Source organism: Streptomyces sp. NPDC102462, assembly GCF_044765425.1.
Taxonomy (GTDB): Bacteria; Actinomycetota; Actinomycetes; order Streptomycetales; family Streptomycetaceae; genus Streptomyces.
On the sequence record NZ_JBIWKB010000051.1, the window covers coordinates 13,541 to 37,959 of the forward strand.

The 24,419-nt window shown below is 71.9% G+C and carries 23 protein-coding genes; 15 read left to right on the forward strand and 8 right to left on the reverse strand.

Going from position 1 to position 24,419, the window contains the following annotated elements; genetic code table 11:
* Positions 1–120 precede the first annotated feature (120 nt).
* The 7 genes from ACIRFL_RS32870 (at position 121) to ACIRFL_RS32900 (ending at position 6,725) form a co-directional block, all read left to right on the forward strand.
* A complete protein-coding gene (locus tag ACIRFL_RS32870) occupies positions 121–498 on the forward strand; it encodes an STAS domain-containing protein (protein ID WP_404035717.1) in 378 nt (125 codons plus the stop codon).
* A gap of 50 nt (positions 499–548) precedes the next feature.
* On the forward strand, positions 549–692 hold the full coding sequence (locus ACIRFL_RS32875) for a hypothetical protein (protein ID WP_404035719.1): 144 nt from the start codon (positions 549–551) through the stop codon (positions 690–692).
* 20 nt (positions 693–712) lie between these two features.
* Complete coding sequence (locus ACIRFL_RS32880; RefSeq protein WP_404035721.1) at positions 713–1,249, forward strand: ATP-binding protein; 537 nt, start codon at positions 713–715, stop codon at positions 1,247–1,249.
* A gap of 1,444 nt (positions 1,250–2,693) precedes the next feature.
* Positions 2,694–3,398 (forward strand): LPXTG cell wall anchor domain-containing protein, encoded by a 705-nt coding sequence (locus tag ACIRFL_RS32885; protein ID WP_404035724.1) that lies wholly within the window; start codon positions 2,694–2,696, stop codon positions 3,396–3,398.
* A gap of 29 nt (positions 3,399–3,427) precedes the next feature.
* The gene (locus ACIRFL_RS32890) at positions 3,428–4,327 is read left to right on the forward strand and encodes a hypothetical protein (RefSeq protein WP_404035727.1); all 900 of its coding nucleotides are present in this window, start codon (positions 3,428–3,430) and stop codon (positions 4,325–4,327) included.
* Positions 4,324–5,424 carry a hypothetical protein gene (locus tag ACIRFL_RS32895; RefSeq protein WP_404035730.1) on the forward strand — a complete coding sequence of 367 codons (1,101 nt, stop codon included), beginning with the start codon at positions 4,324–4,326 and terminating at the stop codon, positions 5,422–5,424. Before ACIRFL_RS32890 ends, ACIRFL_RS32895 begins: the two co-directional genes overlap by 4 nt.
* A gap of 2 nt (positions 5,425–5,426) precedes the next feature.
* On the forward strand, positions 5,427–6,725 hold the full coding sequence (locus tag ACIRFL_RS32900) for a hypothetical protein (protein WP_404035733.1): 1,299 nt from the start codon (positions 5,427–5,429) through the stop codon (positions 6,723–6,725).
* A gap of 83 nt (positions 6,726–6,808) precedes the next feature.
* Here the strand turns inward: ACIRFL_RS32900 and ACIRFL_RS32905 are convergent, their stop codons facing one another.
* Positions 6,809–8,305 carry an oligopeptide:H+ symporter gene (locus tag ACIRFL_RS32905; RefSeq protein WP_404035736.1) on the reverse strand — a complete coding sequence of 499 codons (1,497 nt, stop codon included), beginning with the start codon at positions 8,303–8,305 and terminating at the stop codon, positions 6,809–6,811.
* A gap of 492 nt (positions 8,306–8,797) precedes the next feature.
* On the opposite strand from ACIRFL_RS32905, the gene ACIRFL_RS32910 reads away from it, so the two are divergent.
* The gene (locus ACIRFL_RS32910) at positions 8,798–9,475 is read left to right on the forward strand and encodes a response regulator transcription factor (protein WP_404035739.1); all 678 of its coding nucleotides are present in this window, start codon (positions 8,798–8,800) and stop codon (positions 9,473–9,475) included.
* 31 nt (positions 9,476–9,506) lie between these two features.
* Positions 9,507–10,778 (forward strand): ATP-binding protein, encoded by a 1,272-nt coding sequence (locus tag ACIRFL_RS32915; RefSeq protein ID WP_404035741.1) that lies wholly within the window; start codon positions 9,507–9,509, stop codon positions 10,776–10,778.
* A gap of 93 nt (positions 10,779–10,871) precedes the next feature.
* Here ACIRFL_RS32915 and ACIRFL_RS32920 read toward each other — a convergent pair whose 3' ends face one another.
* Complete coding sequence (locus ACIRFL_RS32920; protein WP_404035744.1) at positions 10,872–11,375, reverse strand: GtrA family protein; 504 nt, start codon at positions 11,373–11,375, stop codon at positions 10,872–10,874.
* Between the two features lie 187 nt (positions 11,376–11,562).
* On the opposite strand from ACIRFL_RS32920, the gene ACIRFL_RS32925 reads away from it, so the two are divergent.
* From ACIRFL_RS32925 to ACIRFL_RS32935, 3 genes are read left to right on the forward strand one after another with little or no spacing between them, the layout of a single operon-like run.
* The gene (locus ACIRFL_RS32925; protein WP_404035747.1) at positions 11,563–12,702 is read left to right on the forward strand and encodes a 5-(carboxyamino)imidazole ribonucleotide synthase; all 1,140 of its coding nucleotides are present in this window, start codon (positions 11,563–11,565) and stop codon (positions 12,700–12,702) included.
* Entirely contained in the window at positions 12,699–13,220 is a 522-nt protein-coding gene (purE, locus tag ACIRFL_RS32930; protein WP_404035750.1) for a 5-(carboxyamino)imidazole ribonucleotide mutase, read from the forward strand. The genes ACIRFL_RS32925 and purE overlap by 4 nt, the downstream gene beginning before the upstream one ends.
* 5 nt (positions 13,221–13,225) lie before the next feature.
* Entirely contained in the window at positions 13,226–14,404 is a 1,179-nt protein-coding gene (locus ACIRFL_RS32935) for a dipeptidase (RefSeq protein WP_404035753.1), read from the forward strand.
* Positions 14,405–14,492: 88 nt separating this feature from the next.
* On the opposite strand, the gene ACIRFL_RS32940 is transcribed toward ACIRFL_RS32935, so the two are convergent.
* A complete protein-coding gene (locus ACIRFL_RS32940) occupies positions 14,493–14,861 on the reverse strand; it encodes a VOC family protein (protein WP_404035756.1) in 369 nt (122 codons plus the stop codon).
* 90 nt (positions 14,862–14,951) lie between these two features.
* Between ACIRFL_RS32940 and ACIRFL_RS32945 the strand changes: the two genes are divergently transcribed.
* Complete coding sequence (locus ACIRFL_RS32945; RefSeq protein ID WP_404035759.1) at positions 14,952–15,464, forward strand: CGNR zinc finger domain-containing protein; 513 nt, start codon at positions 14,952–14,954, stop codon at positions 15,462–15,464.
* A gap of 246 nt (positions 15,465–15,710) precedes the next feature.
* Here ACIRFL_RS32945 and ACIRFL_RS32950 read toward each other — a convergent pair whose 3' ends face one another.
* Together ACIRFL_RS32950 and ACIRFL_RS32955 are read right to left on the reverse strand one after the other, a co-directional pair.
* Positions 15,711–17,054: a UDP-glucose dehydrogenase family protein gene (locus ACIRFL_RS32950; protein ID WP_404035762.1), complete on the reverse strand. Its 1,344-nt coding sequence runs from the start codon at positions 17,052–17,054 to the stop codon at positions 15,711–15,713.
* Positions 17,055–17,175: 121 nt separating this feature from the next.
* Positions 17,176–17,724, reverse strand: a complete 549-nt coding sequence (locus ACIRFL_RS32955; protein WP_404035765.1) for an acyl-CoA thioesterase — start codon at positions 17,722–17,724, stop codon at positions 17,176–17,178.
* Between the two features lie 119 nt (positions 17,725–17,843).
* Here ACIRFL_RS32955 and ACIRFL_RS32960 point away from each other — a divergent pair, with 119 nt between their 5' ends.
* Positions 17,844–19,160, forward strand: a complete 1,317-nt coding sequence (locus tag ACIRFL_RS32960) for an LCP family protein (RefSeq protein WP_404035767.1) — start codon at positions 17,844–17,846, stop codon at positions 19,158–19,160.
* A gap of 284 nt (positions 19,161–19,444) precedes the next feature.
* Here the strand turns inward: ACIRFL_RS32960 and ACIRFL_RS32965 are convergent, their stop codons facing one another.
* Both ACIRFL_RS32965 and ACIRFL_RS32970 read right to left on the reverse strand, forming a co-directional pair.
* Complete coding sequence (locus tag ACIRFL_RS32965) at positions 19,445–19,807, reverse strand: four-helix bundle copper-binding protein (protein WP_404035770.1); 363 nt, start codon at positions 19,805–19,807, stop codon at positions 19,445–19,447.
* Positions 19,808–20,047: 240 nt separating this feature from the next.
* A complete protein-coding gene (locus ACIRFL_RS32970; RefSeq protein ID WP_404035844.1) occupies positions 20,048–21,436 on the reverse strand; it encodes an LCP family protein in 1,389 nt (462 codons plus the stop codon).
* A gap of 251 nt (positions 21,437–21,687) precedes the next feature.
* Between ACIRFL_RS32970 and ACIRFL_RS32975 the strand changes: the two genes are divergently transcribed.
* Positions 21,688–22,716 carry a glycosyltransferase family 2 protein gene (locus ACIRFL_RS32975; protein ID WP_404035772.1) on the forward strand — a complete coding sequence of 343 codons (1,029 nt, stop codon included), beginning with the start codon at positions 21,688–21,690 and terminating at the stop codon, positions 22,714–22,716.
* Between the two features lie 91 nt (positions 22,717–22,807).
* On the opposite strand, the gene ACIRFL_RS32980 is transcribed toward ACIRFL_RS32975, so the two are convergent.
* Positions 22,808–24,403, reverse strand: a complete 1,596-nt coding sequence (locus ACIRFL_RS32980) for an LCP family protein (RefSeq protein ID WP_404035847.1) — start codon at positions 24,401–24,403, stop codon at positions 22,808–22,810.
* Positions 24,404–24,419: the final 16 nt, after the last annotated feature.

Genomic DNA, 24,419 nt, shown 5'->3' on the forward strand with positions numbered 1-24,419 from the left:
GCGTAGTGTTCGAGGGCGACCGCGGAGCCCTGACAGCGCCTGCGCGACAACGGCACAGGAACACGAGCAGGGCATCGGCGGGACATCAGTCAGCAGCCACGACCTCGGGAGACAGACGGCATGGACCGCGGGACGGTCGGCAGCGCACAGTCGGGCCGGCTTCTGGTGGAGGTGCGGGAAGCGGGCTCCAGCGCCGTGGTGGCACCGGCGGGTGAGCTGGATCACCATACCGCCGATCTGCTGCGCGAGCCGCTCGACGACCTCCTGGACAAGGGCTTCTCGCGACTCGTCGTGGACTGTTCACGGCTGGAGTTCTGCGACTCCACGGGCCTCAACGTGCTGCTCGGCGCCCGTCTGAAGGCGGAGGCCGCCGGGGGCGGGGTGCATCTGGCCGCCATGCAGCCGGTGGTGGCCAGGGTGTTCGAGATCACCGGGGCGGAGGCGGTCTTCACCGTCCATGACACCGTCGAGGCGGCCCTGGTCGACGAGACCGGCTGAGCCCGCCGTGGATCTTCCCGTACCCCCCGAATCGGGGGGTGTTTCGTCCGGTGCGCCGGGCAGGAGACATCCTGGACCGGTCGGCCTCCGGGAGTGCCGAGGAACCGATGGACGGCCTGTGGGCGGCGTATGGGCCGACGGGTGCCGACCGCGACTGCATGCTGAACGTGAACTGCTCGATCGTGAACTGGTGAATCGGTGAGGTGAAGCGCTGATGAGCACCACCCGGCCTTACCCGCCGGGCGACCGCGGCCCGGAGCCGAGCGGCGCTTCCGGGGCGTCCGAGGGGGAAGCGCCGGACGACGGCGCGTCCGCGGGGGCAGCGGCCGTACCGCCGGAGGGTCCACAGGCCCGCAGGCTCCGTCTGGTCGGCGAGAGCGGTGTCGTGCCGCTCGCCCGTGACTTCACCCGCCAGGCGTTGTACGCGTGGGGCTGGCTGCCCGCGGCCTCCGCCGACCAGCGGGCCGCCGCCGAGGACGTACTGCTCGTCGTCTCCGAACTGGTCACCAACGCGTGTCTGCACGCCGAGGGGCCCGAGGAACTGTTCCTCGCCCTCGACAACAAGGTGATCCGCGTCGAGGTCTCCGACCGGGGTACCGGGCAGCCGGCCCCCCGTACCCCGCACCGCGCGGGGCGCCCTGGTGGCCACGGCATGTTTATCGTGCAGCGGCTCTGCCTGGACTGGGGCGTGGTACGGACCCCGGGCACACCCGGCAAACGAGTCTGGGCCGAACTGAGCGCACCGGCCTGACACCCCGCGTGCGATCGGCTTACGCAGCGAGCCCGGCTGACGCCCACGTCGCGTATCGGCCTGACCGGGATGGGGCGTACGTCTGTGCAGGTCCGGCGTGTACGGAGTGCGCCGCTGGGTTTGTGGGACGCGCGGTGGTCTGGTCTGGGTGGTTGAGCGTCTTCGGGCTGGCGCCCAGCGTCGCGAGTCGCGGTGGGGTGTACGTCTGTGCAGGTCCGGCGTGTATGGGGTGCGTGGGCTGGGTTCGTGGGGCGCGGGTTGGTCTGCCTCGTGCGGCGTTCGGTGGTCTGGCCTGGGTAGGATGCGGCGCGTTGGGGCTGGCGCCCAGGTCCCGCGAGCGCCTGGCTTGTGCGGCGCGCGCCGGTCCGGCCTGTGCGGGATGCGGTCTGCTCGGCCCGAGCCCTACGTTGCGCTTGCCAGACTTGTACGGCCTGCGTTGGTCTGACCTGTTCAGATGCGGTACGTCCGGCCTCACGCCCCTGTCCCGCGCCCGCCTGGCTAGTACAGCCTGCGCCGGCCTGACCTGCGCGGATGCGCTCCGTTCGACCTGACGCCCACGCTCCGCGCTCGCCTGCCCCGCACGCCCTGCGTTCGCCTGGCGTCCGCGCCCCGCGCTCGCCTGCCCCGCACGCCCTGCGTTCGCCTGGCGTCCGCGCCCCGCGCGCGTCTGACCCGTGCGTCCCGCGTCCGCCTGACACCCGCGCCCCGAGCCTTGCGTCCGCCTGACGCCGAGCCCCGGGCTCGCCTGCCCCGTGCGTCCCGTGCTCGTCTGGCGTCCGCGCCCCGCGCTCGCCTGACCCGTGCGCCCTGCGCCCGCCTGACACCCGCGCCCAAGCCCCGCGTCCGCCTGACGCCCGGCACCCCGCGCCCCGCGTCCGCCTGACCCGTGCGTCCCGGGCTCGCCCGACGTCCCGAGCCCCGTGCTCATCTGACCCGTGCGCCCCGCGCCGGCCTGACATCCGCGCCCCGAGCCTCGCGTCTGCCTGAGGCCCAGCCCTGCGCTCGCCGGCCCGTGCGCTTCCGTCCGCCTGACGTCCACGCCCCGCATCCCGCGCCCGCCTGACACCCGCACCCCGAGCCCACCTCCCGCACGTCCCGCGCCCCGATCCTCGGGCCCGCCTGACCCGTACGCCCTGCGTTCGCCCGACGTCCCAAGCCTCGTGCCCATCTGCCCCGCGCGCTCCCCGCCCGCCTCCACACCCGCACCCCGACCCCACCTGCCCCCGTGCCCCCCTGCTTGCCTGGTCACTAAGGGGCCGTTCGGGTGAGTGGGGTGGTGGGCTTGGTCGGTCGAGGGGGCGTTCTCGCGGGCGGCTCTTCACTCCTGTCCCCTTCCTTGCGCGTGTGATCGGCACAACTCCGGGTTGCTTCGTGTCTTCCCTCCTTACCGCCCCGGGCGTACCTTGACGGCCGATCTGATGTGCCGTCAGGAATGGGGTGGACCGTGTCGTACCCGAAACGAACCGCCGCGCTCGCGTCCGCCGCGGTGCTGGCCGGCTCGGCGGTGCTGCTGGCCGCACCCGCGGCCCGGGCCGGTGTCGTCGACGTCGACTACCAGTGCAAGACGCCCATCGGCGACAAGAGCGCCGTGTCGCCCATCGACATCAAGGGCGTCAAGAGCGGCGCCGGCTACAAGCTCACCATGTCCTGGCAGAAGGGCGTCTCCTCCAGCCCGGTCGAACTCGGCAAGGGCGCCATGAACCCGAGCGCCACCATCAGGCTGGGCGGCGCCGACAGCGGCACGCTGACCGTGTCGGGCCCGGCCAACCAGGCCGCGATCCCCGCCAACACGCCCATCAAGATCAGCGATCTGAGCGGCACGTACACGCCGAAGAAGTCGGGCAAGGTCACCTTCACGGCGGGCGTCCTCACCATTAAGGCGCTCGGCACCACGACGACCTGCACCCCGTCCAACGACCCCAAACCCTCGCTGACCCTGGACGTCACGGCGCCCGGCGGCGCCTCGGGCCCGTCATCGGGTTCGTCCGGGGGTTCCGCCCCGAGCGGCGGCGACTCCGCCGGGCAGCTCCCGCAGACCGGCCCCGAGGACTCCGCGATCGCCCTCGGCACGCTGGGCGGCACGGTCCTGCTCGCAGGTCTGGCCGGCGTCTTGTGGGTGACGCGGCGGAACCAGCCCGTACGCCGCTGAGCCCCCGGGCCCGACCGCTGGAGCCGCCGATGCCGTCCGCCGCCCGTGCCCTGTACTCGTCCCTGCTCACCCTGCTCACTTTGCTGCCCCTGCTCGGCGCCGCCCCGACGACCGCGGCGGCCGACCCGCCCCGGCCGGCCAAGAGACCCGGCGGGGCCGCCGGCTGGTCCCTCGCGCCCGCCGGCGGCGGACGACCCTCGTTCTACGCCGAGGGCACGCCCGGCGCGGCCTTGCGGGACACCGTGTCCGTGACCAACCGGAGCACCCGGCCGGTCACGGTACGGCTGCGGGGCACCGGTCTGCGCGTCGGCTTCGCCGAGACCGGCGTGCGGGTCCCCGCCCGCACCCGCGCCGACGTCCCGTTCACGCTGGCCGTGCCGGCCGGGGCCGCACCCGGCGACCGCCCCGGCACGATCGTCGCCCAGGACGGCCACGGCCGGACCGCAACCGTGCGGATCCGGCTGCGCGTCGGCGGACCCGCGCTGTCCGCGCTGACCGTCGAGAATCCGGCCGTGCACGCCGACCGCATCACGTACGAGCTGGTCAATCGCGGTACGACCGTCCTCGAACCGCGGCTCGCGGTGCGCGCGGACGGCGTCTTCGGCCGGGTCCTGGACCGCGCACCGCGCACCCTGCCCGTCCGGCTGGCCCCCGGCCGGCGGCTGCGGCTGAGCGAGCCGTGGCCGGACCGGCCCGCCCTGGACGCGGTCGACGTACGGCTGACGGTGACCGCGCCGGGCGGGGCGCGCGCCACGGCGGACACATCGGTGCGGTTCGTGCCCTGGGGCGCGCTCGGCGCCGGGGCCGCCGCGGTGGGGGCCGGCGCGGCGGCGGCCCTCGTCGTACGCCGTCGCCGGGGCCGCCGTCCGGCCGGAGGCGAGAGCGAAGTCCCGCGTACGGAGGTCGAGTTGACGGGAGCGGTGACGTGAGCGGCAAGCTGCGGATTCCGGTGCTGACGGCGGTGCTCGCGCTGCTCCTGCTGCCGCTCGCGGCCCCGGCGCAGGCGGCGCAGCGGCCCGCCGTCGAACTGTCCGCGGCCCAGGCGGGCACCGGAGGGTCGATCACCGTCAGCGGCACCGGCTGGCGCCCGCGCACCCTGCTGATGCTGCTGATCTGCGGGCGTTCCACTCCCGCACGGGGCGTGATCGGCGGCACCAACTCCTGCGCCAACGCCGACGGCCGGGCCGTCACCACCGACGCCCGGGGCGGTTTCAGCCGGAAACTGCCGGTCGCCGAGCCGCCGGTGCCCTGCCCGTGCGTGGTGCACGTGGCCACCGTGACCGGCGCGCGCGCCGACGCGGACGCCGTGTTCCAGGTCGCCGGGCACGCCGTCGAGCCGCTGCCCGCCGAGCCCGCCACCGGGCGTATCGCCGTCCTGTCCGACACCCGGCTCGACGGGTCGAGCGGGGTGCTCACCTGGTTCGGCGCGCCGCCCTCCCGGACGCTGGTCTTCACCGTGGGCAACCTCGGGTCGACGGCCGTCCGCAACCCGCTGTTCCACGTGGGCACCGCGCACGGCGTGTTCGCCCCGCAGTGGGACGAGCAGCAGTGGCGCGGCACCCTCGGGCCCGGCAAGAAGACGCAGATCAGGCTGCCCGTCGAACTCGCCGCCGGGGCGCACGGCGACTACACCGTCTCGCTGCGGTACGGCGGCAAGGTCCTCGCCGAGCAGCCGTGGGGCGTGGGCCGGCCCTGGGGCGTGACGCTGTTCTGGATCCTGCTCTGCCTGGTCGTACCGGCCGCCCTGTTCCGGGCGGGCCTGGCCGTGGTGGACCGGGTACGGCCGCGCCGGGCGGGCGGAGTGCGCCACCGGGGGCTGCCCCGGCCGGCGTTCCGGCTGCCGCGGCCGGCGCTCCGGGCGCCCGGGCCGCGGGCGCCGGACGACGGGCCCGCCGCGACCGCCGCCACATCGACGTTGCCGTGGTTCACCCCGCACTCCGGTCCGGGCACGGCCGGTCGGCTCTCCGCACCGCACGACGACAGCCCGACGAGTCCTACGACTCCCACCACGAAGGGACCCACGTGAGCATGCGAAGGAGAGTCACACCGGTCGGCGGACGCGGCGCGGGCGCGGCGGCGGCCGCGCTGATATTCGGCGGGGCGGGTGTCCTGCTGGGGGTGGCCGCGACGCCCGCGCAGGCCGCCGAGGTGTCGTTCGCCACCCACTGCGTACCGCCCGCGGGCATCGACCCGGTGGACGGCACGACGAAGGTCGAGATCACCGCGCCGGCCACCGCGAAGGTCGGCGACACGGTCGACATCGGGTGGAAGTTCGTCCAGGCCGCCTCGAAGAACCCCGACATCATCGATCTGCCCGCGAACTCGGTGCAGCCGTCCGGCACTTTGAAGGCGGCGGGCGCGCAGACCGCGGACATCGCGATGCAGGGGCCGCGGGAGAACCCGGCGATCCCCAAGGGCGGCGCCATGGTGCTGTCCGACATGAAGGGCACGCTGAAGCTGACGGCGCCCGGTGCGGTGACGCTGACGCCCGATGCGTACACCGTCAACGCGATGTCGACGGACACCAAGTGCACGCCGACGGAGACCGTGCAGAAGGCGGCGACCATCGAGGTGACGGCGGGCGACGGGAGTTCGCCGAGCCCGTCGCCGACGCCGTCCGATTCGGCCACGCCGTCGGCCACCCCCACGCACACGCCCACTCCGTCCGCCTCGGCGAGCCAGAGCGACGGCACCGGCGGCCAGACCGACTTCACCGGCAAGGAGGTCCAGGTCCCCTACGCCTGCAAGACACCGATCGGTGACAAGAGCGCGACCTCGCCGGTGCAGATCAACGCCAGGAAGAACGGCGGGAGTTATGACCTCACCGTGCAGTTCAAGAAGTCGGTGATGGACAGCCCCGCCGACATCCCGAAGGACTCCGTCAAGCCGTCGATGGAGGTGGTCCTGGGCGGCGCCGACAAGGGCACCGTGCAGGTGGAGGGACCGATGAACTCCGTCGCCATCAAGTCCGGCGCCCCGATCGAGATCCCCGACCTGACCGGCACGTACAAGCCGGGTGCGAGCGGTACGTCCACGCTCTCGCCGGGCGTCCTGACGGTCAAGGCCCTGGGTACCACGACGACCTGTACGCCGACCAAGTCGGAGGTCTCGCTCACCCTCGACACGGCGGCCCAGCCGGGCGGGGCCGCGGGCGGTTCCTCGTCCTCGGGCGGCTCGTCGACCAGCGGCAGCGCCACCGGCGGCGGCCTGGCCGCGACGGGCTCCGACGACCACGGCGCCGTCAAGGCCCTCGGCCTGGTGGCGGGCACGGCGATCCTGCTGGGCACGGCGATCTTCACCTTCATGCCCCACCGCAGAACCCGCTAGCCCCGAGCCCGGTACCACCGGGGACCCGGTCCCACAAGGACCGGGTCCCCACCGCACGACTACTTCGAGGGGCGTCGCAGCGGTTAGTTGACCGTGCCCATCAGGTGTTTCACCTTGTTGCGGTACATCCACACCGCCGTGCCGGCGATGACCGCGAGGGTCGCCTCCAGGGCCACGATGCCCATCTTGTCCAGGTTGACGCCCGCCACGCCGAGCAGACCGGTCGTGGCGTCGCCGGCGGTGACGGCAAGGAACCAGACGCCCATCATCTGGGAGGCGTACTTCGCGGGCGCCATCTTCGTGGTGACCGACAGACCCACCGGGGAGAGCAGCAGCTCACCGACGGTCTGCACGAAGTAGATCGCGACCAGCCACAGCGCGGCGGCCTTGTGACCGTCCCCGGCGATCGACAGCGGGGCCAGGAAGAGGAAGAAGGACGCGCCGACCAGGATCAGGCCCAGGGCGAACTTCGTCGCCGTGCTCGGCTCCTTGCCGCGCCGGGCCAGCGCCAGCCACAGCGCGGCGAAGACCGGCGCGAACGCCATGATCATCACCGGGTTGACCGACTGGTACCAGGAGACGGGGAAGTGCCAGCCGAAGACGCTGTTCTCGGCCCGCCCGTCGGCGAAGATCGACAGCGTCGAACCGCCCTGGTCGTAGATCATCCAGAAGACGGCCGCGGCGACGAAGAACCAGATGTACGCCGACATCCGGGACTGCTCGGTGCGGTCCAGTTCCCTGTCGCGCTTGATGCGCGCCAGCACCATGACCGGGATGACCAGGCCGGCGACGATGATCGGGACCATCACCCAGTTCAGGGTGTAGACGCCGGAGAAGCCGACGACGGCGTAGAAGACGGCGGCGACGGCCGCGCACAGGGCCGCCTTGCGCAGCGTGCCGGCCTTCTCCCGCGGAGACAGCGGCGTCGGCACCACGTTCGAGCGCGGGCTCAGATGCCGGGTGCCGAGCAGGAACTGGGCCAGGCCCAGCGCCATGCCGAGCGCGGCGAGCGCGAAGCCCAGGTGCCAGTTGACCTTCTGCCCGACGGTGCCGATGACCAGCGGCGCGGCGAAGGCCCCCACGTTGATGCCGATGTAGAAGAGCGTGAAGCCGCCGTCGCGGCGCGGGTCCTGCGGGCCGTCGTAGAGGTGGCCGACCATCGTCGAGATGTTGGCCTTCAGCAGGCCGGAACCGATCGCGACCAGTCCGAGCCCGGCGTAGAAGGTGCCGGCGCTCGGCAGCGCCAGGGTGAGGTGGCCGAGCATGATGACCGCGCCGGCGACGGCGACCGTCCTGCGGGGGCCGAGGACGCGGTCCGCGAACCAGCCGCCGGGCAGGGTGAGCAGATACACGAGGGACAGGTACACCGAGTAGATCGCGGTCGCCGTGGCCGCGTCGAGGTGCAGCCCGGCCGGGGCCACCAGATAGAGCGGGAGCAGGGCCCGCATGCCGTAGTAGGAGAATCGCTCCCACATCTCGGTCATGAAGAGGGTGGCCAGTCCGCGGGGGTGGCCGAAGAAGGTCTTCCCGGTGCCGGGGGTGCCCGGGTGGACGGAGTCCTTCGTCAGGCTGGACGCCATGGTCGTTCCTTGCTGGTCGGGACGCGCGTGGAACTGGGTTGCGCGCCCGGTGGGGGGCGGCCGGCACCGGCGGGTGGGCCGTCCACCCCACGCCCACGGGGTGTCCCGTCCCGGATCGCGGGGCGGCGGACGGCGACCACCGGGATCCACGCCCCGTTTGCGCGACGACGCGTCCGGGGGCCCGGCCAGAGGTCATTCCTTCGAGGCCGGCGCAGGCCGACCGGCACACAAAAGAGACCTCCGGCGCCTCGTACGCGCCAAAGGTCCCCTGTGCACACAGGCGTTCTCACATCACCATACGGCAGGACAGTGCCGGATATGGAAGGACTTGAGACATGGATCACAGGTGTCGGCGGAACCGGGCGCCCGGTTCCGAAGGCCCCTCCACCGTCGCACCTTCCGTACACGGGTTCGTACCGCTGTGACCCAAGGTAAGAATCCCTGGACCCGATCACACCCCAGCACATCGCGTGGGCGGACTACCATCACTCCATGACCCGTGTACTGCTCGCCGAGGACGACGCGTCCATCTCGGAGCCGCTGGCCCGCGCCCTGCGCCGGGAAGGTTACGAGGTCGAGGTGCGCGAGGACGGTCCCACCGCGCTCGACGCCGGAATCCAGGGCGGCGTCGACCTGGTCGTGCTGGACCTGGGCCTGCCCGGCATGGACGGCCTGGAGGTCGCCCGCCGGCTGCGTGCCGAGGGCCAGACCGTGCCCATCCTCATCCTGACCGCGCGCGCCGACGAGGTGGACACCGTCGTCGGCCTGGACGCCGGCGCCGACGACTATGTCACCAAGCCCTTCCGTCTCGCCGAACTCCTCGCCCGCGTCCGGGCCCTGCTGCGCCGCGGCGCGGCGGAGCCGCAGCAGCCGCCGGCGACGCACGGCGTGCGGATCGACGTCGAGTCGCACCGCGCGTGGATGGGGGACGAGGAACTGCAGCTCACCGCGAAGGAGTTCGACCTGCTGCGGGTCCTGGTACGGGACGCCGGCCGGGTCGTCACCCGTGACCAGTTGATGCGTGAGGTCTGGGACACGACCTGGTGGTCGTCGACCAAGACGCTCGACATGCACATCTCCTGGCTGCGCAAGAAGCTCGGCGACGACGCGGCGAACCCCCGGTACATCGCGACCGTGCGCGGGGTCGGCTTCCGCTTCGAGAAGAGCTGAGCCCCTTCGGGGAGCCACCGGGTAGGAGGACATGCGCCGCCGACTGATCCAGTCCACGCTCGCCGTGGTCCTCGTGGTGATCGCCGTCTTCGGTGTGTCCCTCGTCATCGTCGAGACCCGGACGATCAGCAACAGCGCCCAGGAGCGGGTGGACTCCGAGGCGCTGCGGCTGGCCAGCATCGTGGACAGCCGCATCCTCGGCGCGGAGGATGTCACCGCGGACATACTGCGCAACCAGGTCGGCGCGGACCAGTACGCGATCATCCGGATGCCCGACCGGCCGCCGATCACGGTCGGCACCAAGCCTGAGGGCGAGGTCATCCGGTCCAGCGCCGACGGCGAGGAGGGCGAGCGGGTCACCGTCCAGGAGCCGCGTTCCTCGGTCACGCGCGAGGTGGGCCGGACGCTGCTGATCATCGGGGCGGTGGCGCTGCTCGCGGTGATCGCCGCGGTGCTGCTCGCGGTGCGCCAGGCCAACCGTCTCGCCTCCCCGCTGACCGACCTCGCGGAGACCGCGGAACGGCTCGGCTCCGGCGACCCGCGCCCCCGGCACAAGCGGTACGGGGTGCCCGAGCTCGACCGGGTCGCCGATGTGCTGGACTCCTCCGCGGAGCGCATCGCCCGGATGCTCACCGCCGAGCGGCGGCTGGCCGCCGACGCCTCCCACCAGCTGCGCACCCCGCTGACCGCGCTGTCGATGCGGCTGGAGGAGATCACCCTCACCGACGACCCGGACACGGTGAAGGACGAGGCGAACGTGGCGCTCGCCCAGGTGGAACGGCTCACCGACGTGGTGGAGCGGCTGCTGACGAACGCCCGTGACCCGCGTACCGGCTCCGCGGTCAGCTTCGACCTGGACGAGGTCATCCAGCAGCAGCTCGCCGAGTGGCGTCCCGCCTACCGCAGCGCGGGCCGGGCCATCGTCAGCTCGGGCAAGCGGCATCTGCGGGCGGTGGGCACGCCGGGCGCGGTGGCCCAGGTGCTGGCCGCGCTGATCGAGAACTCGCTGATGCACGGGGGAGGCACGGTCGCGCTGCGCACCCGCGTCACCGGCAACCAGGCCGTGGTCGAGGTCACCGACGAGGGGCCCGGGGTGCCGGCCGACCTCGGCGCCCGGATCTTCGAGCGGGCGATCAGCGGACGGAACTCGACCGGGATCGGCCTGGCCGTGGCCCGCGATCTCGCGGAGGCGGACGGCGGACGGCTGGAACTGCTGCAGGCCCAGCCGCCGGTGTTCGGCCTGTTCCTGTCCCGCACGCCGCCGCTGAAGAAGCCGGACGGGGAGCAGCCGACGGTCCGTTGACGCTCCGCTTCTTCGGCCGGTTCACGTTGTCTGCCGGCCGTGGCGGTGGGGTGGCCGGTCGCGCGGTTCCCCGCGCCCCTGCCGGGGCGCCGTCTAGGAGATCCGCTGGCGCTGGCGGTCCTTACCGGTCTCCGTGGTCAGGTACGACTGAGCGCCGACCACCGTCTCGCGGGCGGGCATGGCCCGGAACACCCAGCTGCGGTAGGACCAGAAGCGGAACAGGGTCGCGACGGCGATGCCGAAGAACTTGAAGACGTTGCTCTGCAGCGGGCTGTCCCAGCCGAACCCGTACGTCGCCGTGTACAGGACGCCGTTCTCGATCACCAGGCCGACCACGCTGAACAGCAGGAACAGGGTAAGTTCCCGGGTGCGGCCGCTCTTGTCGCGGTCCCGGTACGTGAAGTAGCGGAAGCCGATGTAGTTGAAGACGATCGCGACGACGGTGGCGATGACGCTGGCCCGGACGACCGGCAGCTCCGTGACATGCCGTACGAGGTTGAACACGCCCAGATTGACGAGGAGTCCCGCGCCGCCCACGGCGCCGAACTTGGCGACCTCGTGCACAAGCCTTCGCAGCCCCGAGGAACCCGGTTCCATGGTTGTGCAGGCTCCTGTCCGTAGGGTGCGCCGACCCAGCCATGCTAACCAGCGGCCACCGCTCCCGCCTCCGCATCCGGCCACGGGTCGGCAAGAGAGAGGAAAAGAGATCGGGTGAAATACGGATAAGAGGACGGCCGGGAGGAGCGGAATCCGGTCGTCGTGGCGCGGCCGATACCCTGGGGGCGTGACGTTCCCGGTAGTCGGCATGATCGGCGGCGGCCAGCTCGCTCGTATGACACACGAGGCTGGCATCCCGCTGGGCATCAGATTCAAGCTCCTCAGTGACACCCCTCAGGACTCCGCGGCACAGGTCGTCGGCGATGTCGTCATCGGCGACTACCGCGACCTGGACACGCTGCGCGCGTTCGCGCGGGGCTGCGACGTGATCACCTTCGATCATGAGCATGTGCCCACCGAGCACCTGCGCGCCCTGGAGGCGGACGGCGTCCCCGTCCGCCCGGGCCCCGACGCGCTGGTGCACGCCCAGGACAAGGGGGTGATGCGGGCGAGGCTCGACGCCATCGGCGTGCCGAGCCCACGGCACCGGATCGTGGCCGACCCGCAGGACGTGGTCCGCTTCGCGGCCGAGGGCGACGGGTTCCCGGTCGTCCTGAAGACCGTGCGCGGCGGCTACGACGGCAAGGGCGTGTGGGTCGTCGGGTCCGCCGAGGAGGCCGCCGACCCGTTCCGCGCCGGCGTCCCCGTGCTCGCCGAGGAGAAGGTCGACTACGTCCGCGAGCTGGCCGCGAACGTCGTACGCTCCCCGCACGGCCAGGCCGTCGCCTACCCGGTGGTGGAGTCCCGGCAGGTCGGCGGGGTCTGCGACACGGTGATCGCCCCGGCCCCCGGCCTGGACGAGGCGCTCGCGCTGCGGGCCGAGGAGCTGGCGCTGCGCATCGCCAAGGAACTCGGCGTCGTCGGCCACCTCGCCGTCGAGCTGTTCCAGACCCGCGACGGCCGCATCCTCGTCAACGAACTGGCGATGCGCCCGCACAATTCCGGCCACTGGAGCCAGGACGGCGCGATCACGTCGCAGTTCGCCAACCATGTCCGCGCGGTCCTCGACCTCCCGCTCGGCGACCCGCGCCCCCGCGCGACGTGGACCGTCATGGTCAACGTGCTCGGCGGCGACTACCCCGACATGTACTCGGCGTATCTGCACTGCATGGCCCGTGACCCCCAGCTCAAGATCCACATGTATGGCAAGGACGTGAAGCCCGGCCGCAAGGTGGGGCACGTCAACACCTACGGCGACGACCTGGACGACGTGCTGGAGCGCGCCCGTCACGCAGCCGGCTACCTGAGAGGCACCATCACCGAATGAGCCCCGTTGTTGGCATCGTCATGGGGTCGGACTCCGACTGGCCCGTCATGGAGGCCGCCGCCAAGGCCCTCGCCGAGTTCGAGATCGACTACGAGGTCGACGTCGTCTCCGCGCACCGTATGCCGCGCGAGATGATCGCGTACGGCGAGCGGGCGGCGGAGCGCGGGCTGAAGGTGATCATCGCGGGCGCGGGCGGCGCCGCCCATCTGCCCGGCATGCTCGCCTCGGTCACGCCGCTGCCGGTCGTCGGCGTCCCGGTCCCGCTGAAGCACCTCGACGGCATGGACAGCCTGCTGTCGATCGTGCAGATGCCGGCCGGTGTCCCCGTGGCCACCGTCTCCGTCGGCGGCGCCCGCAACGCCGGTCTCCTCGCGGCCCGCATCCTCGCCGCGCACGACGGTGAACTCCTCGCCCGCATGCGGGACTTCCAGCAGGAGCTGAACGACCAGGCGACCGAGAAGGGCAAACGGCTGCGCGCCAAGGCCGAAGGGTCGAACGGCTTCGGTTTCGGGAAGTGACAGGTATGACCTCACTGGACCAAGCCAGGGCGCTGCTGCGCGAACACCCCGTGGTCGACGGCCACAACGACCTGCCGTGGGCGCTGCGCGAGCAGGTCCGTTACGACCTCGCCGCCCGTGACATCGCCGACCACCAGAACGCGCATCTGCACACCGACCTGCCGCGGCTGCGCGAGGGCGGCGTGGGCGCGCAGTACTGGTCGGTGTACGTCCGCTCGGACCTGCCCGACGCGGTCCCGGCCACCCTCGAACAGATCGACTGCGTACGGCAGTTGCTGGCCCGCTACCCGAAGGACCTGGCGCCTGCGCTGACCGCGGCCGACATGGAGGCGGCGCGCGCGGACGGCCGTATCGCCTCGCTCATGGGCGCGGAGGGCGGCCACTCCATCGGCTGCTCGCTGGGCACCCTGCGCGGCCTGTACGGCCTGGGCGTGCGCTACCTGACGCTCACCCACAACGACAACGTGCCGTGGGCGGACTCGGCGACCGACGAGCCGGGCGTCGGCGGCCTGTCGGCCTTCGGCCGGGAGGTCGTACGGGAGATGAACCGGCTGGGCATGCTCGTCGATCTGTCCCATGTGGCGGCGACGACGATGCGGGACGCGCTGGACGCCACGTCCGCGCCGGTGATCTTCTCGCACTCCTCGTCCCGCGCCGTGTGCGACCACCCGCGCAACATCCCCGACGACGTCCTCGAACGGCTGCCCGCGAACGGCGGTATGGCGATGGTGACGTTCGTGCCGAAGTTCGTGCTCCAGGCCGCCGTGGACTGGACGGCCGCGGCCGACGACAACATGCGCGCGCACGGCTTCCACCACCTCGACACGACCGAGGAGGCGATGAAGGTCCACCGGGCCTTCGAGGAGGCGCACCCGCGGCCCGTCGCCACGGTGGCCACCGTCGCCGACCACCTGGACCACATGCGCGAGGTCGCGGGCGTCGACCATCTCGGCATCGGCGGCGACTACGACGGCACGCCCTTCACACCGGACGGCCTGAACGACGTGTCCGGTTATCCGAACCTGATCGCCGAACTGCTCGACCGCGGCTGGTCCACATCCGACCTGGCCAAGCTGACCTGGCAGAACGCGGTACGCGTGCTGGGCGCGGCGGAGGACGTGGCCCGCTCGCTCCAGGCGACGCGCGGCCCGTCCAACGCCACGATCGAGTCACTGGACGGCTGACCGCCCGGGCGGGCGGCCGTCACAGCCAGCCGCCCGCCCCGCCCGACGAGGCGGCACGAGGACACTGGCCCCGTACCTCTCGTCCTGGTCAGCAGGCGCACAGGCAGAACGGGTGGCCCGCCGGGTCCGCGTACACCCGCCAGGTGCGCGAGCGGTCCTCCGTGTCGAGCGGGATCGCGCCCAGGGCGAGCACGCTCTCCTCTGCCGCGTCCAGGTCCTCCACCGTGAGGTCCAGGTGGAACTGCTGGGACTGGCCGGGCTCCGGCCACTTCGGCGGCACATGCCCGGGCGCCGCCTGGAAGGCCAGCGTCTGCCCGCCGGGCACCTTCAGGTCCACCCAGTCGGGCTCCTCGGGGTGCGTTTCGACGGTGCCGCCCATCACCTCGGCGTAGAACCCGGCGAGCGCGCGCGGATCGGGACAGTCCAGAACGACGGCGCCCAGCTTGGCGTAGGCCATGACTTTCCTCCTCGATCGCTGGTTACCCCCAGATCGGGGATACGGGTAACCGTTACTGTATGCTCCCGCATGGGGGGTAACGTCGCAAGCATGAGTGAGCGATCGCCCGCACCCGGTGGACTGGCGCTGATCGAGAGCCTGGTCAACACCCTGGACATCGAGTCGGGCGCCGACGCGCTCGACACGGCGGACGGTCGGGCGCGCTTCGCCATCGGCGCCGAGGAACTGCCGGCGGCGCGCGAACTGCGCGAGTCGCTGCGCGCCACCCTGCTCGCCCACGCGGGCCACCCGCCGCACCGCGAGGTGACCCCGCTCGGCCGGCTGCTCGCGCACGCGCCGCTGTACCTGTCCGTCGACGACCGGGAGGGCACGGCGGCCCTCGCCCCCGCCGCCGACGGCTCCCCGCTGCTCTCCCGGGTCGCCGCCGCCGTCGCCGAGGCGCTGGTGGCCGGCACATGGCTGCGGCTGAAGGCGTGCGAGGCCGTGACCTGCCACTGGGCGTACTACGACCGCAGTCCCGCGGGCCGCGGCCGCTGGTGCTCGATGCAGGTGTGCGGGGCGCGCGCGAAGATGCGGCGGTACCGGGCCAAGGAGACGGGATAGGGCGAGGCCCCGTTCCCCGGCCGCGCCCATCGGTCGGCTGCGGCGCCACCGTGGCTGGTCGCGCAGTTTCCCGCGCCCCTTGGGGGAGCAGCCGCCGTCGTCGGCTGTCGCGTCGTTGTGGTTGGTCGCGCGGTTCCTCGCGCCCCTTGGGGGAGCAGCCGGCCCGGTGCGGCAGAATGCACCAGGACGCCGGTTCGGCCGACTGAGCCTCGGCCGAACCGACGTCGCCCGCCGGGCGGCCACGGGTTATGCGGTGGGGCGGCCCATGGCGCGGTAGGTCCAGCCGGAGCGGCGCCACAGGTCGGGGTCCAGGGCGTTGCGGCCGTCGAGGATCACCTTCGCCGCGGCCACCGCGCCCAGCTCGGCCGGGTCCAGTTCGCGGAACTCCCGCCACTCGGTCAGGTGCAGGACGACGTCCGCGCCGCGCACGGCATCCAGTGCGGAGTCCGCGTAGCCGAGCGTCGGGAAGACCCGGCGGGCGTTGTCCATGCCCTTCGGGTCGTACACCGTCACCTGACCGCCCTGCAGATGGATCTGACCCGCCACGTTGAGCGCGGGCGAGTCCCGCACGTCGTCCGAGTCGGGCTTGAAGGCCGCCCCGAGCACCGCGACCCGCTTGCCCAGGAAGGGACCGCCGCCCAGCGCCTCCCGGGCCATCTCGACCATCTGGCCGCGGCGGCGCATGTTGATGGAGTCGATCTCGCGCAGGAAGGTCAGCGCCTGGTCCGCGCCCAGTTCGCCGGCCCGCGCCATGAACGCCCGGATGTCCTTGGGCAGACAGCCGCCGCCGAAGCCGATCCCGGCGCGCAGGAACTTCTTGCCGATCCGGTCGTCGTAGCCGATGGCCTCGGCGAGCCGGGCCACATCGCCGCCGGCGGCCTCGCACACCTCCGCCATCGCGTTGATGAACGAGATCTTGGTGGCCAGGAAGGAGTTCGCGGAGGTCTTCACCAGCTCGGCGGTCGGGAAGTCGGTCACCACGAACGGCGTGCCCTCGCCGACCGGCGCCGCGTACACCTCGCGCAGCAGCTTCTCCGCCCGCTCGCTGCGCACGCCCACCACGATGCGGTCCGGGTGCAGGGTGTCCTCGACGGCGAAGCCCTCCCGCAGGAACTCCGGGTTCCAGGCCAGTTCGGCGTCGGCGCCGGCGGGCGCGTGCGCGGCCAGGTAGGCGGCCAGGCGGTCCGCGGAGCCGACGGGCACGGTGGACTTGCCGACGACGAGGGCGGGAGCGGTCAGATGGGGCGCGAGGGAGGCGATCGCCGCGTCGACGTACGACATGTCCGCCGCGTATTCGCCGTGCTTCTGCGGGGTGTTCACACAGACGAAGTGCACATCGCCGAACGCGGCGACCTCGGCCCAGTCCAGGGTGAACCGCAGCCGCCCGGTGGCGCCCTCGATGCCGGCCACGTGTTTGCGCAGCAACTCCCTGAGCCCCGGCTCGTACATCGGGACCTCGCCCCGCTGGAGCAGCGCGATCTTCTCGGGTACGACGTCGAGCCCCAGCACCTCGAAGCCCAGTTCGGCCATGGCCGCGGCGTGCGTGGCGCCGAGATAGCCGGTTCCGATCACGGTGATCTTCAGGCTCATGGGTGCTCCAGGGGGAACGGATGCGATGCGAGGCCGAGCATAGCCGGGGGCTTTCGGCGCCCTGCGGCGGGCAACAGGCCGGCCGTCGCCAAGTCCCCGTGGGCGCCGCCCGCGGGCGCGTTCAGTCGTCGAACCCCTCCGCCGCCCGCTTCTCGCGCAGTTCCCGGATCGCCCGGCGGCGGGCGAGGCGGTGGGTGCGGCGGATCTGCGCCTCCCGGTTGCGGCGGCGGTCCCGGTCGGTCTCCGGGAGCACCGGCGGGACCCGGCGTGGCCTGCCGTCCGCGTCCACCGCGGCGAACACCAGGTAGGCGGAGCCGACCTGGGTGGCAGGGGCCGACTCGTTCCAGCGTTCCGCGAGGACCCGCACACCGATCTCCATCGAGGTCCGGCCGGTCCAGTTGACCTGTGCCTTGACATGGACCAGATCGCCGACGCGGACCGGTTCGAGGAACGCCATCTCGTCCATGGACGCGGTCACTGCGGGACCCCCGCTGTGCCGCCCGGCCACCGCGCCCGCCGCGTCGTCGACCAGCTTCATGATCACTCCGCCGTGCACCGTGCCCAGCAGGTTGGTGTCGCTGTGGGTCATGATGTGGCTGAGCGTGGTGCGGGACGCCGACGTGGGCTTGCCCGGAATGTCGGATTCCGCTGTGCGGGCCTGGTCTGTCATGGCCTCCACCATATGCCGAGCAGGCATCTGCGGAATTTGTGTCAGGTTGGCAACAGCGGCGCTCTTATTTTCCGACGGCCCTTGTAAGCCATACAGTCCTGCCCTGCACACTGGGGCGCATGAATGATTGGCCCGAGGGATGGTCCGACGACAACCGCGGCAGCCGCTTCGGACGCGGCAGCGCCGGCGCGCAGCCTGAGGGCGCCCGCGTGATGCGCCAGGTACGGCGCGGCCAGGCGACCCCGCCAGGACAGCGCGGATACGGCGGCCCCGGCCCGTCGGCGCCGCCGCACGGCCAGGTCCCGCAGCAGCCGACGTACACCGACGGCCAGGGCTACGACGACTACGGCGACCAGCACGGCTACGACAGCGGCTACAACACCGGGCAAGTCTACGGCAGGCCCGGCGGCGGCGGTCCGGGCGGCCCGGCCGGACCGGACCCCCGCGGCCCGCGGCCCGCGCCGAACTGGCGGCGCCGGATCAAGTGGACCGCGATCACCGTGGTCGGCGTCCTCGTCGTCACCACCGTCGCGACCTACTTCTGGGCCGACTCCAAGCTGAACCGGGACGTCGACCTCTCGAAGGTCATCGAACGGCCGGAGGCGGGCAAGGGCACCAACTACCTGATCGTCGGCTCCGACAGCCGCAAGGGCATGTCGGACGAGGAGAAGAAAAAGCTGCACACCGGCTCCGCCGAGGGACAGCGCACCGACTCGATGATGATCCTGCACGTCGGCGGCAACGGCGACACGCTGATCTCGCTGCCCCGCGACTCGGACGTGGAGATCCCGAGCTACAAGGGGTCGACGTCCGGCAAGGTCTACCAGAGCACGGGGCGGCACACGAAGCTCAACGCGGCCTACGCGGAGGACGGGCCGACCCTGCTGGTCCGCGCGGTCGAGTTCAACACCGGTCTGCACATCGACCACTACGTGGAGATAGGCTTCGCCGGCTTCGCGAACATCGTGGACGCGGTCGGCGGCGTCGACATCACCATCGACAAGGGCTTCAAGGACAAGTACTCGGGCGCCGACTTCAAGGCGGGCAAGCAGACGCTGAACGGCGAGCAGGCGCTGGCCTTCGTGCGCACCCGGCACGCCTTCGCCGCCTCCGACCTTCAACGCACCAAGAACCAGCAGAAGTTCCTGTCGGCCCTCGCCCACCAGGTGGCCACGCCGTCGACGGTCCTGAACCCGTTCAAGCTGTACCCGACGCTGGGCGCTGGCCTGGACTCGCTGACCGTCGACAAGGACATGAGCCTGTGGAACCTGGCGTCCATGTTCTGGGCGATGAAGGGCGTCAGCGGTGGCGACGGCACCTCGATGAACATGCCGATCTCCGGTTCCAGCGGGGGCAACCTGGTCTGGGACAAGGCCAAGGTCAAGACGCTGGTGAACGAACTGAACAACGACGAGAAGGTCACCGTCACGGGTTAGCTCCGCTGGTTTGGCCGTGGGGCGCGTCGTTGTTGGGTGCGGCTGCGTCGTGGCTGGTCGCGCCCACGCGGCGGAGCCGCATGTCGATACAGCCCCGCGCCCCTTTGGGGCTCCGGTTGTCGTTCGGGTGCGGCTGCGTTGTGGCTGGGCGCGCAGTTCCTCGCGCCCCTTCGGGGCTGCTGTTGTCGTTCGGGTGCGGCGCCGTCGTGGCTGGGCGCGCAGTTCCCCGCGCCCCTTTCGGGGCGTGTTGGTGAGGGCACCCCGGGGGGTGCCCTCGGGTGGGGTCAGGTTCGGGCGGTTGCCATGGCTCGGCAGGTCTCCGCGCAGCGGCGGCATGCCTCGGCGCAGCGTTGCATCTGGGCGTCGTCCGGCATGGTCATACACGCCTCCGCACACATCTCGCACGCCGTCGCGCACATCCGGCACATCTCGGCGGACATCGGCGACCGCCGCATCATCATGTCCGCGCACATCCGGGTCATCTCCGAGCAGTCCATGAGCGCGCGCATGATCTGCATCTGGGCCTGGCCGCCCATCGACAGGCAGGAGCTCATCGTCTCCTCGCACACGCTGTGGCAGCTCATGCACGCCTGGATGCAGTCCTGCATCTGCTGGGTCATGGCCGGCATGGTTCCGGGCTGGGTCATGGCTCCTCCACGGGGAACGAAGGGGGCCCGACGGGCCCCTGTTCTTCCGTCCTACTCCGGTCGGCCATATCCCGCCATCCGGCGACCGCCAAGCGCTCCGCTGGTCTGGCCGTAGTGCGTCGTTGTTCGGGTGCGGCAGCGTCGTGGCTGGTCGTCCCCACGCGGCGGAGCCGCATGTCGACACAGCCCCGCGCCCCTTTGGGGGCGCCGTCGGACCGCGGCGCACTTCACCGGGCCCGCTCAGAAGGACGCCCTGTCCTTGCCGGCGCACAGCACCTCGTCGCCGCGTACCGCCCCCGGTCGGCCCTGCGCGGGCGGCGGTGCCTTCACCTTGTGCACCTCGTGGAAGTCCGCGCCGGCGATCACCCTGAGCACCGGCCCCTGGTCCGGCACCGCCCGCAGCTCGCTGCCGGGCAGCGCCGCCGCCACCGACCGGGCCGAGCGGTCCCAGCGCGGGTCGTAGACGACCACCGTGTGCCGCACCTCCCGCTCCGACGAGGTCACGGGCCGCCCGGTGGTGGCGAAGCCGGTCGCGGCGAGGGCCGCGTCCACCCGCTTGCCGAGCCCCGCCGTTCCGGTGCCGTTCTCCACCTGCACCCGGATCTGCTGCGGCGCCACGTCCACCGGCACGGAAGGGGCCTGCGTCGGCCGCCGCTCCACGGTGAGCGGCTTGTCCTCGCGCAGCGACCGGAACAGCTGCTCCGCCCGGACCGGGTCCCACTTCAGGGTCGACCCGATGCCCTTGACCGGGAACGCCATCTGCCCGATCGGCACGGTGGTGAACTCGGAGGAGGCGGGGGAGAAGGTGCGCATCGCGCGGCCCAGGTCGAGCAGTTCGTCCGTGCCGAAGCCGGTGTCCGCCCGGACCGAGCCCAGCACCGCCCGTGTCACGTCCCGGAACCGCATCGGGTTCAGCAGCACCCCGGAGGAGGTCGCCCGCTCGATCAGCGCCGCCAGGAACCGCTGCTGGCGCTGCATCCGGCCGAGGTCGCTGGCCCCGTCGACGTGCCGCGAACGGACGTACTGCAGTGCCTCGCCGCCCATCAGCGTGTGGGTGCCGGGCGCGAGGTCGAGGCCGGTGAACGAGTCCTTCAGAGGCGTCGTGGTGCAGATCCGGACCCCGCCGACCACGTCGACCGTCTTCATGAAACTGGTGAAGTCGACCTCCAGATAGTGGTCGATCTTCACATGGGTCATGTGCTCCACCGTGCGCACGGTCAGCTGCGGCCCGCCCTCCGCGTAGGCCGCGTTGAGTTTCAGCGGATGCGGGCCGTGGCGTGCCCCGGTGGTCTCGTCGACGTGCTCGGGCACCTCGGCGTACGAGTCGCGCGGCAGGCTCACCACGGTGGCCCGCTCCCGGTCCTCCGAGATGTGCACGATCATGATCGTGTCGGTGCAGTGGCACGGCGCGCCGCCCAGCCGGAACCGCCGCCGCTGCTCCTCACTGATCTTGTCCCGGCCGTCGGTGCCGACCAGCAGGACGTTCGTGCCGTGCCCGCCGCTCGGCCGGTTCTTCATGTCCCGGAACGGATCGACCCGGGCGATGTCCGCGTCCAGGCTGCTGACCACCGCGTGCCCGATCCCGGCCGAGGCGAGCACCACCACGGACAGCGTCGTCACCGCCCGCATGGCCCAGCGGGGCCGCTTCTGGCGCACGGGCCGCACCGGCCGCGCGGGCGGCCGCTGCGCACGACGGGGCGGCTGCGGTCGGCGCTGCGGCCGGGCAGCGGGCCGGGACGGGCTGGGGGACAAGGGGACACCTCCGGACGACGGCCGTACGTGGGATCCGGGAGCACCGTAGGCCCATACGATCTCCAGCCCGCGTCAGCGCCCCGGCGGCGCGCACCCGTGTCCCCCATTCGCGGTAACGTGAGCCCCCTATGAACGCCAAGCCCGACGTGCGGCTCCCCGCAGTTTCTGTGATCATGCCCGTCCTCGACGAGGAGCGGCATCTGCGCGGCGCCGTCCAAGCGATCCTCGCGCAGGAGTACGCCGGCGAGATGGAGGTCGTGATCGCCCTCGGTCCGTCCACGGACCGCACGGACGAGATCGCCGCCGAGCTGGTCCGCGACGACCCGCGCGTGCACACCGTCCCGAACCCGACCGGTCGCACGCCGGCCGCCCTCAACGCCGCGATCAAGGCATCCCGCCATCCGATCGTGGTACGTGTCGACGGGCACGGCATACTCTCGCCGAACTACATCGCGACCGCCGTACGGCTCCTGGAGGAGACCGGCGCCCAGAACGTCGGTGGCATCATGCACGCCGAGGGCGAGAACGACTGGGAGCGGGCCGTCGCCGCCGCGATGACCTCGAAGATCGGCGTCGGCAACGCCGCCTTCCACACCGGCGGCGAGGCCGGCCCGGCGGAGACCGTCTACCTGGGTGTCTTCCGCCGCGAGGCACTGGAGCAACAGGGCGGCTACAACGAGGAGTTCATCCGCGCCCAGGACTGGGAGCTGAACTTCCGCATCCGCGAGGCCGGCGGGCAGATCTGGTTCTCGCCCGAGCTGAAGGTGTCCTACCGCCCCCGCCCTTCGGTGCGCGCCCTGGCCAAGCAGTACAAGGACTACGGCCGTTGGCGGCATGTCGTGGCCCGCTACCACGAGGGCTCCATCAACGTGCGCTATCTGGCCCCGCCGACGGCGGTGTGCGCGATAGCGGCGGGCCTGGTGGTCGGCGCGGTCCTCACCCCCTGGGCCTTTGTGATCCCCGTCGGCTATCTGGCGGCGATCGTCGCCGGCTCGGTGCCCGCGGGCAAGGGCCTGCCGCCTGCGGCCCGGCTGCGCATCCCCGTGGCCCTCGCCACCATGCACATGTCCTGGGGCTGGGGCTTCTTGACCAGCCCGCGCTCCCTGGCCCGGCGGGTCATCGCCTCCCGCCGCCCGGCGGTGCTGAACTCCCGCTGAACCGACCGGACTTCGCCCGAACGCCGGCGGGCCCCTCCCGAGACAGGGAGGGGCCCGTTTCACATCCGCGGCGGAAACCCGCTTCGGCGCGCTACCACCGGTAGGGCCGGTACACGTCCATGCACTGGTCCTTGTCCGAGCCGTTGATGGCGTCGGAACCGCCGGGCAGGTCCCCGGCCTTCGGCTTGGACTGCTTCGGATAGGCGGTGCCGTCGCGCCAGTCGGCGCCCACGACGACGGTGACCCCCGACACATCGGTCGACTGCTTCACCGAACTCATCGGGATCCCCAGCGACTTGGCGACCGCCTGGGCGTCGCCCTCCAGGTCCGCGCTCGGATAGCGCACCACCGTCGCGTCCTCGGACAGCGGCGCCGATGTGTCCGCCACCGCCCTGCTGTAGCCGTGCTGGACCAGCACCTGGCCGATCGTGCGCGCCCGACCGGAAACCGGGGCCTCGGTACTGGTCCGGGTGGCGTTCTGCACCAGCACCCCGAGCCGGTCGGCGGCGACCGATGGCGCCTTGGTCGCCTCGGCCGTGGCGGTCGGCTTCTTCTCCTTGTCCGCCGCGCCCTTGTCGTCGAACGGCACGTCGTCGCGGAGCATCCGCCACATCTTCTCCGCGTCGACCGGGTCCGGTACGACGTGGTTGGCGTCCTGCGAGTCCTCGACCCACGGCATCGTCGTCATGGTGATGCGGTTCGTCGGCACCGTCTTGAGCTGCATGCCCAGGTCGTACAGCTTCCTGACCGTGCCGATCTCCTCCGAGACCTTCAGGGACTTGGTGGCCGCCTCGGCGAGGCCCATCAGCCGGCCGGTGTCCGTGAAGACGTTCTGCTGCTTCAGCGTGCGGATCATCGAGTTCATGTACATGTGCTGGGCTCTCGCCCGCAGGATGTCGCTGCCCCAGGCGTGCCGGGTGCGCAGCCACTGCAGCGCCTGCTTGCCCTTCACCTTCTTGGTGCCGGCCGTCAGCTTCAGGCCGGAGCCGCCGGGCACACCGGGCAGCGGGCGGTCCCACACGTTCTGGTTCACACACACGTCGACCCCGCCGATGGCGTCCGCCATCTTCACCACGCCGGCGAAGTCGATCGTCATCCAGTGGTCGATGTAGACCCCGGTGAGGTTCTCCCAGGTGGCCAGCGTGCAGCCGGCCCCGCCGCGGGCCAGCGACGCGTTGATGATCGTGTTGGTCGCCTGGAACGTCTCGCCGGTCTTGGGGTCCTTGCACGCCGGGATGTCGACCCGGGTGTCCCGCGGAATGCTCACCACGGCCGCGCTCTTGCGGTCCGCGGACAGGTGGATGAGCATCTGCACATCGGCGAGCGGCGGGTTGCCCCGGTTGTCCCTGCTGCCGCCGAGCTTCACGTTCTCGTCCGAGTTACGGCTGTCGGAGCCGAGCAGCAGGATGTTCATCGGCGTCTGTCCGGCCGCGTTCGGCTGAGTCCTGTGCGCCTTGGAGTCGCCGCTGCTGCGCTGGCCCTTCTGGATGTTTCCGTTGAGGTGCTGGTAGTAGAGGTAGCCGGCGCCCGCCGTGCCGAGTATCAGCACCGCGAGCACCGTCGCCGACCAGCGCAGCGCACGCCGTCCGCGGCCCCGTCTGTCACCGCTCGGACCGCCCCCGCGCCGCCCGCCGCCGTGCCGGCCGCGTCCGTCGGACGCGCCTGGTCCCCGCGGTGCGAGCGACATCGTGTCGTCGACCGCG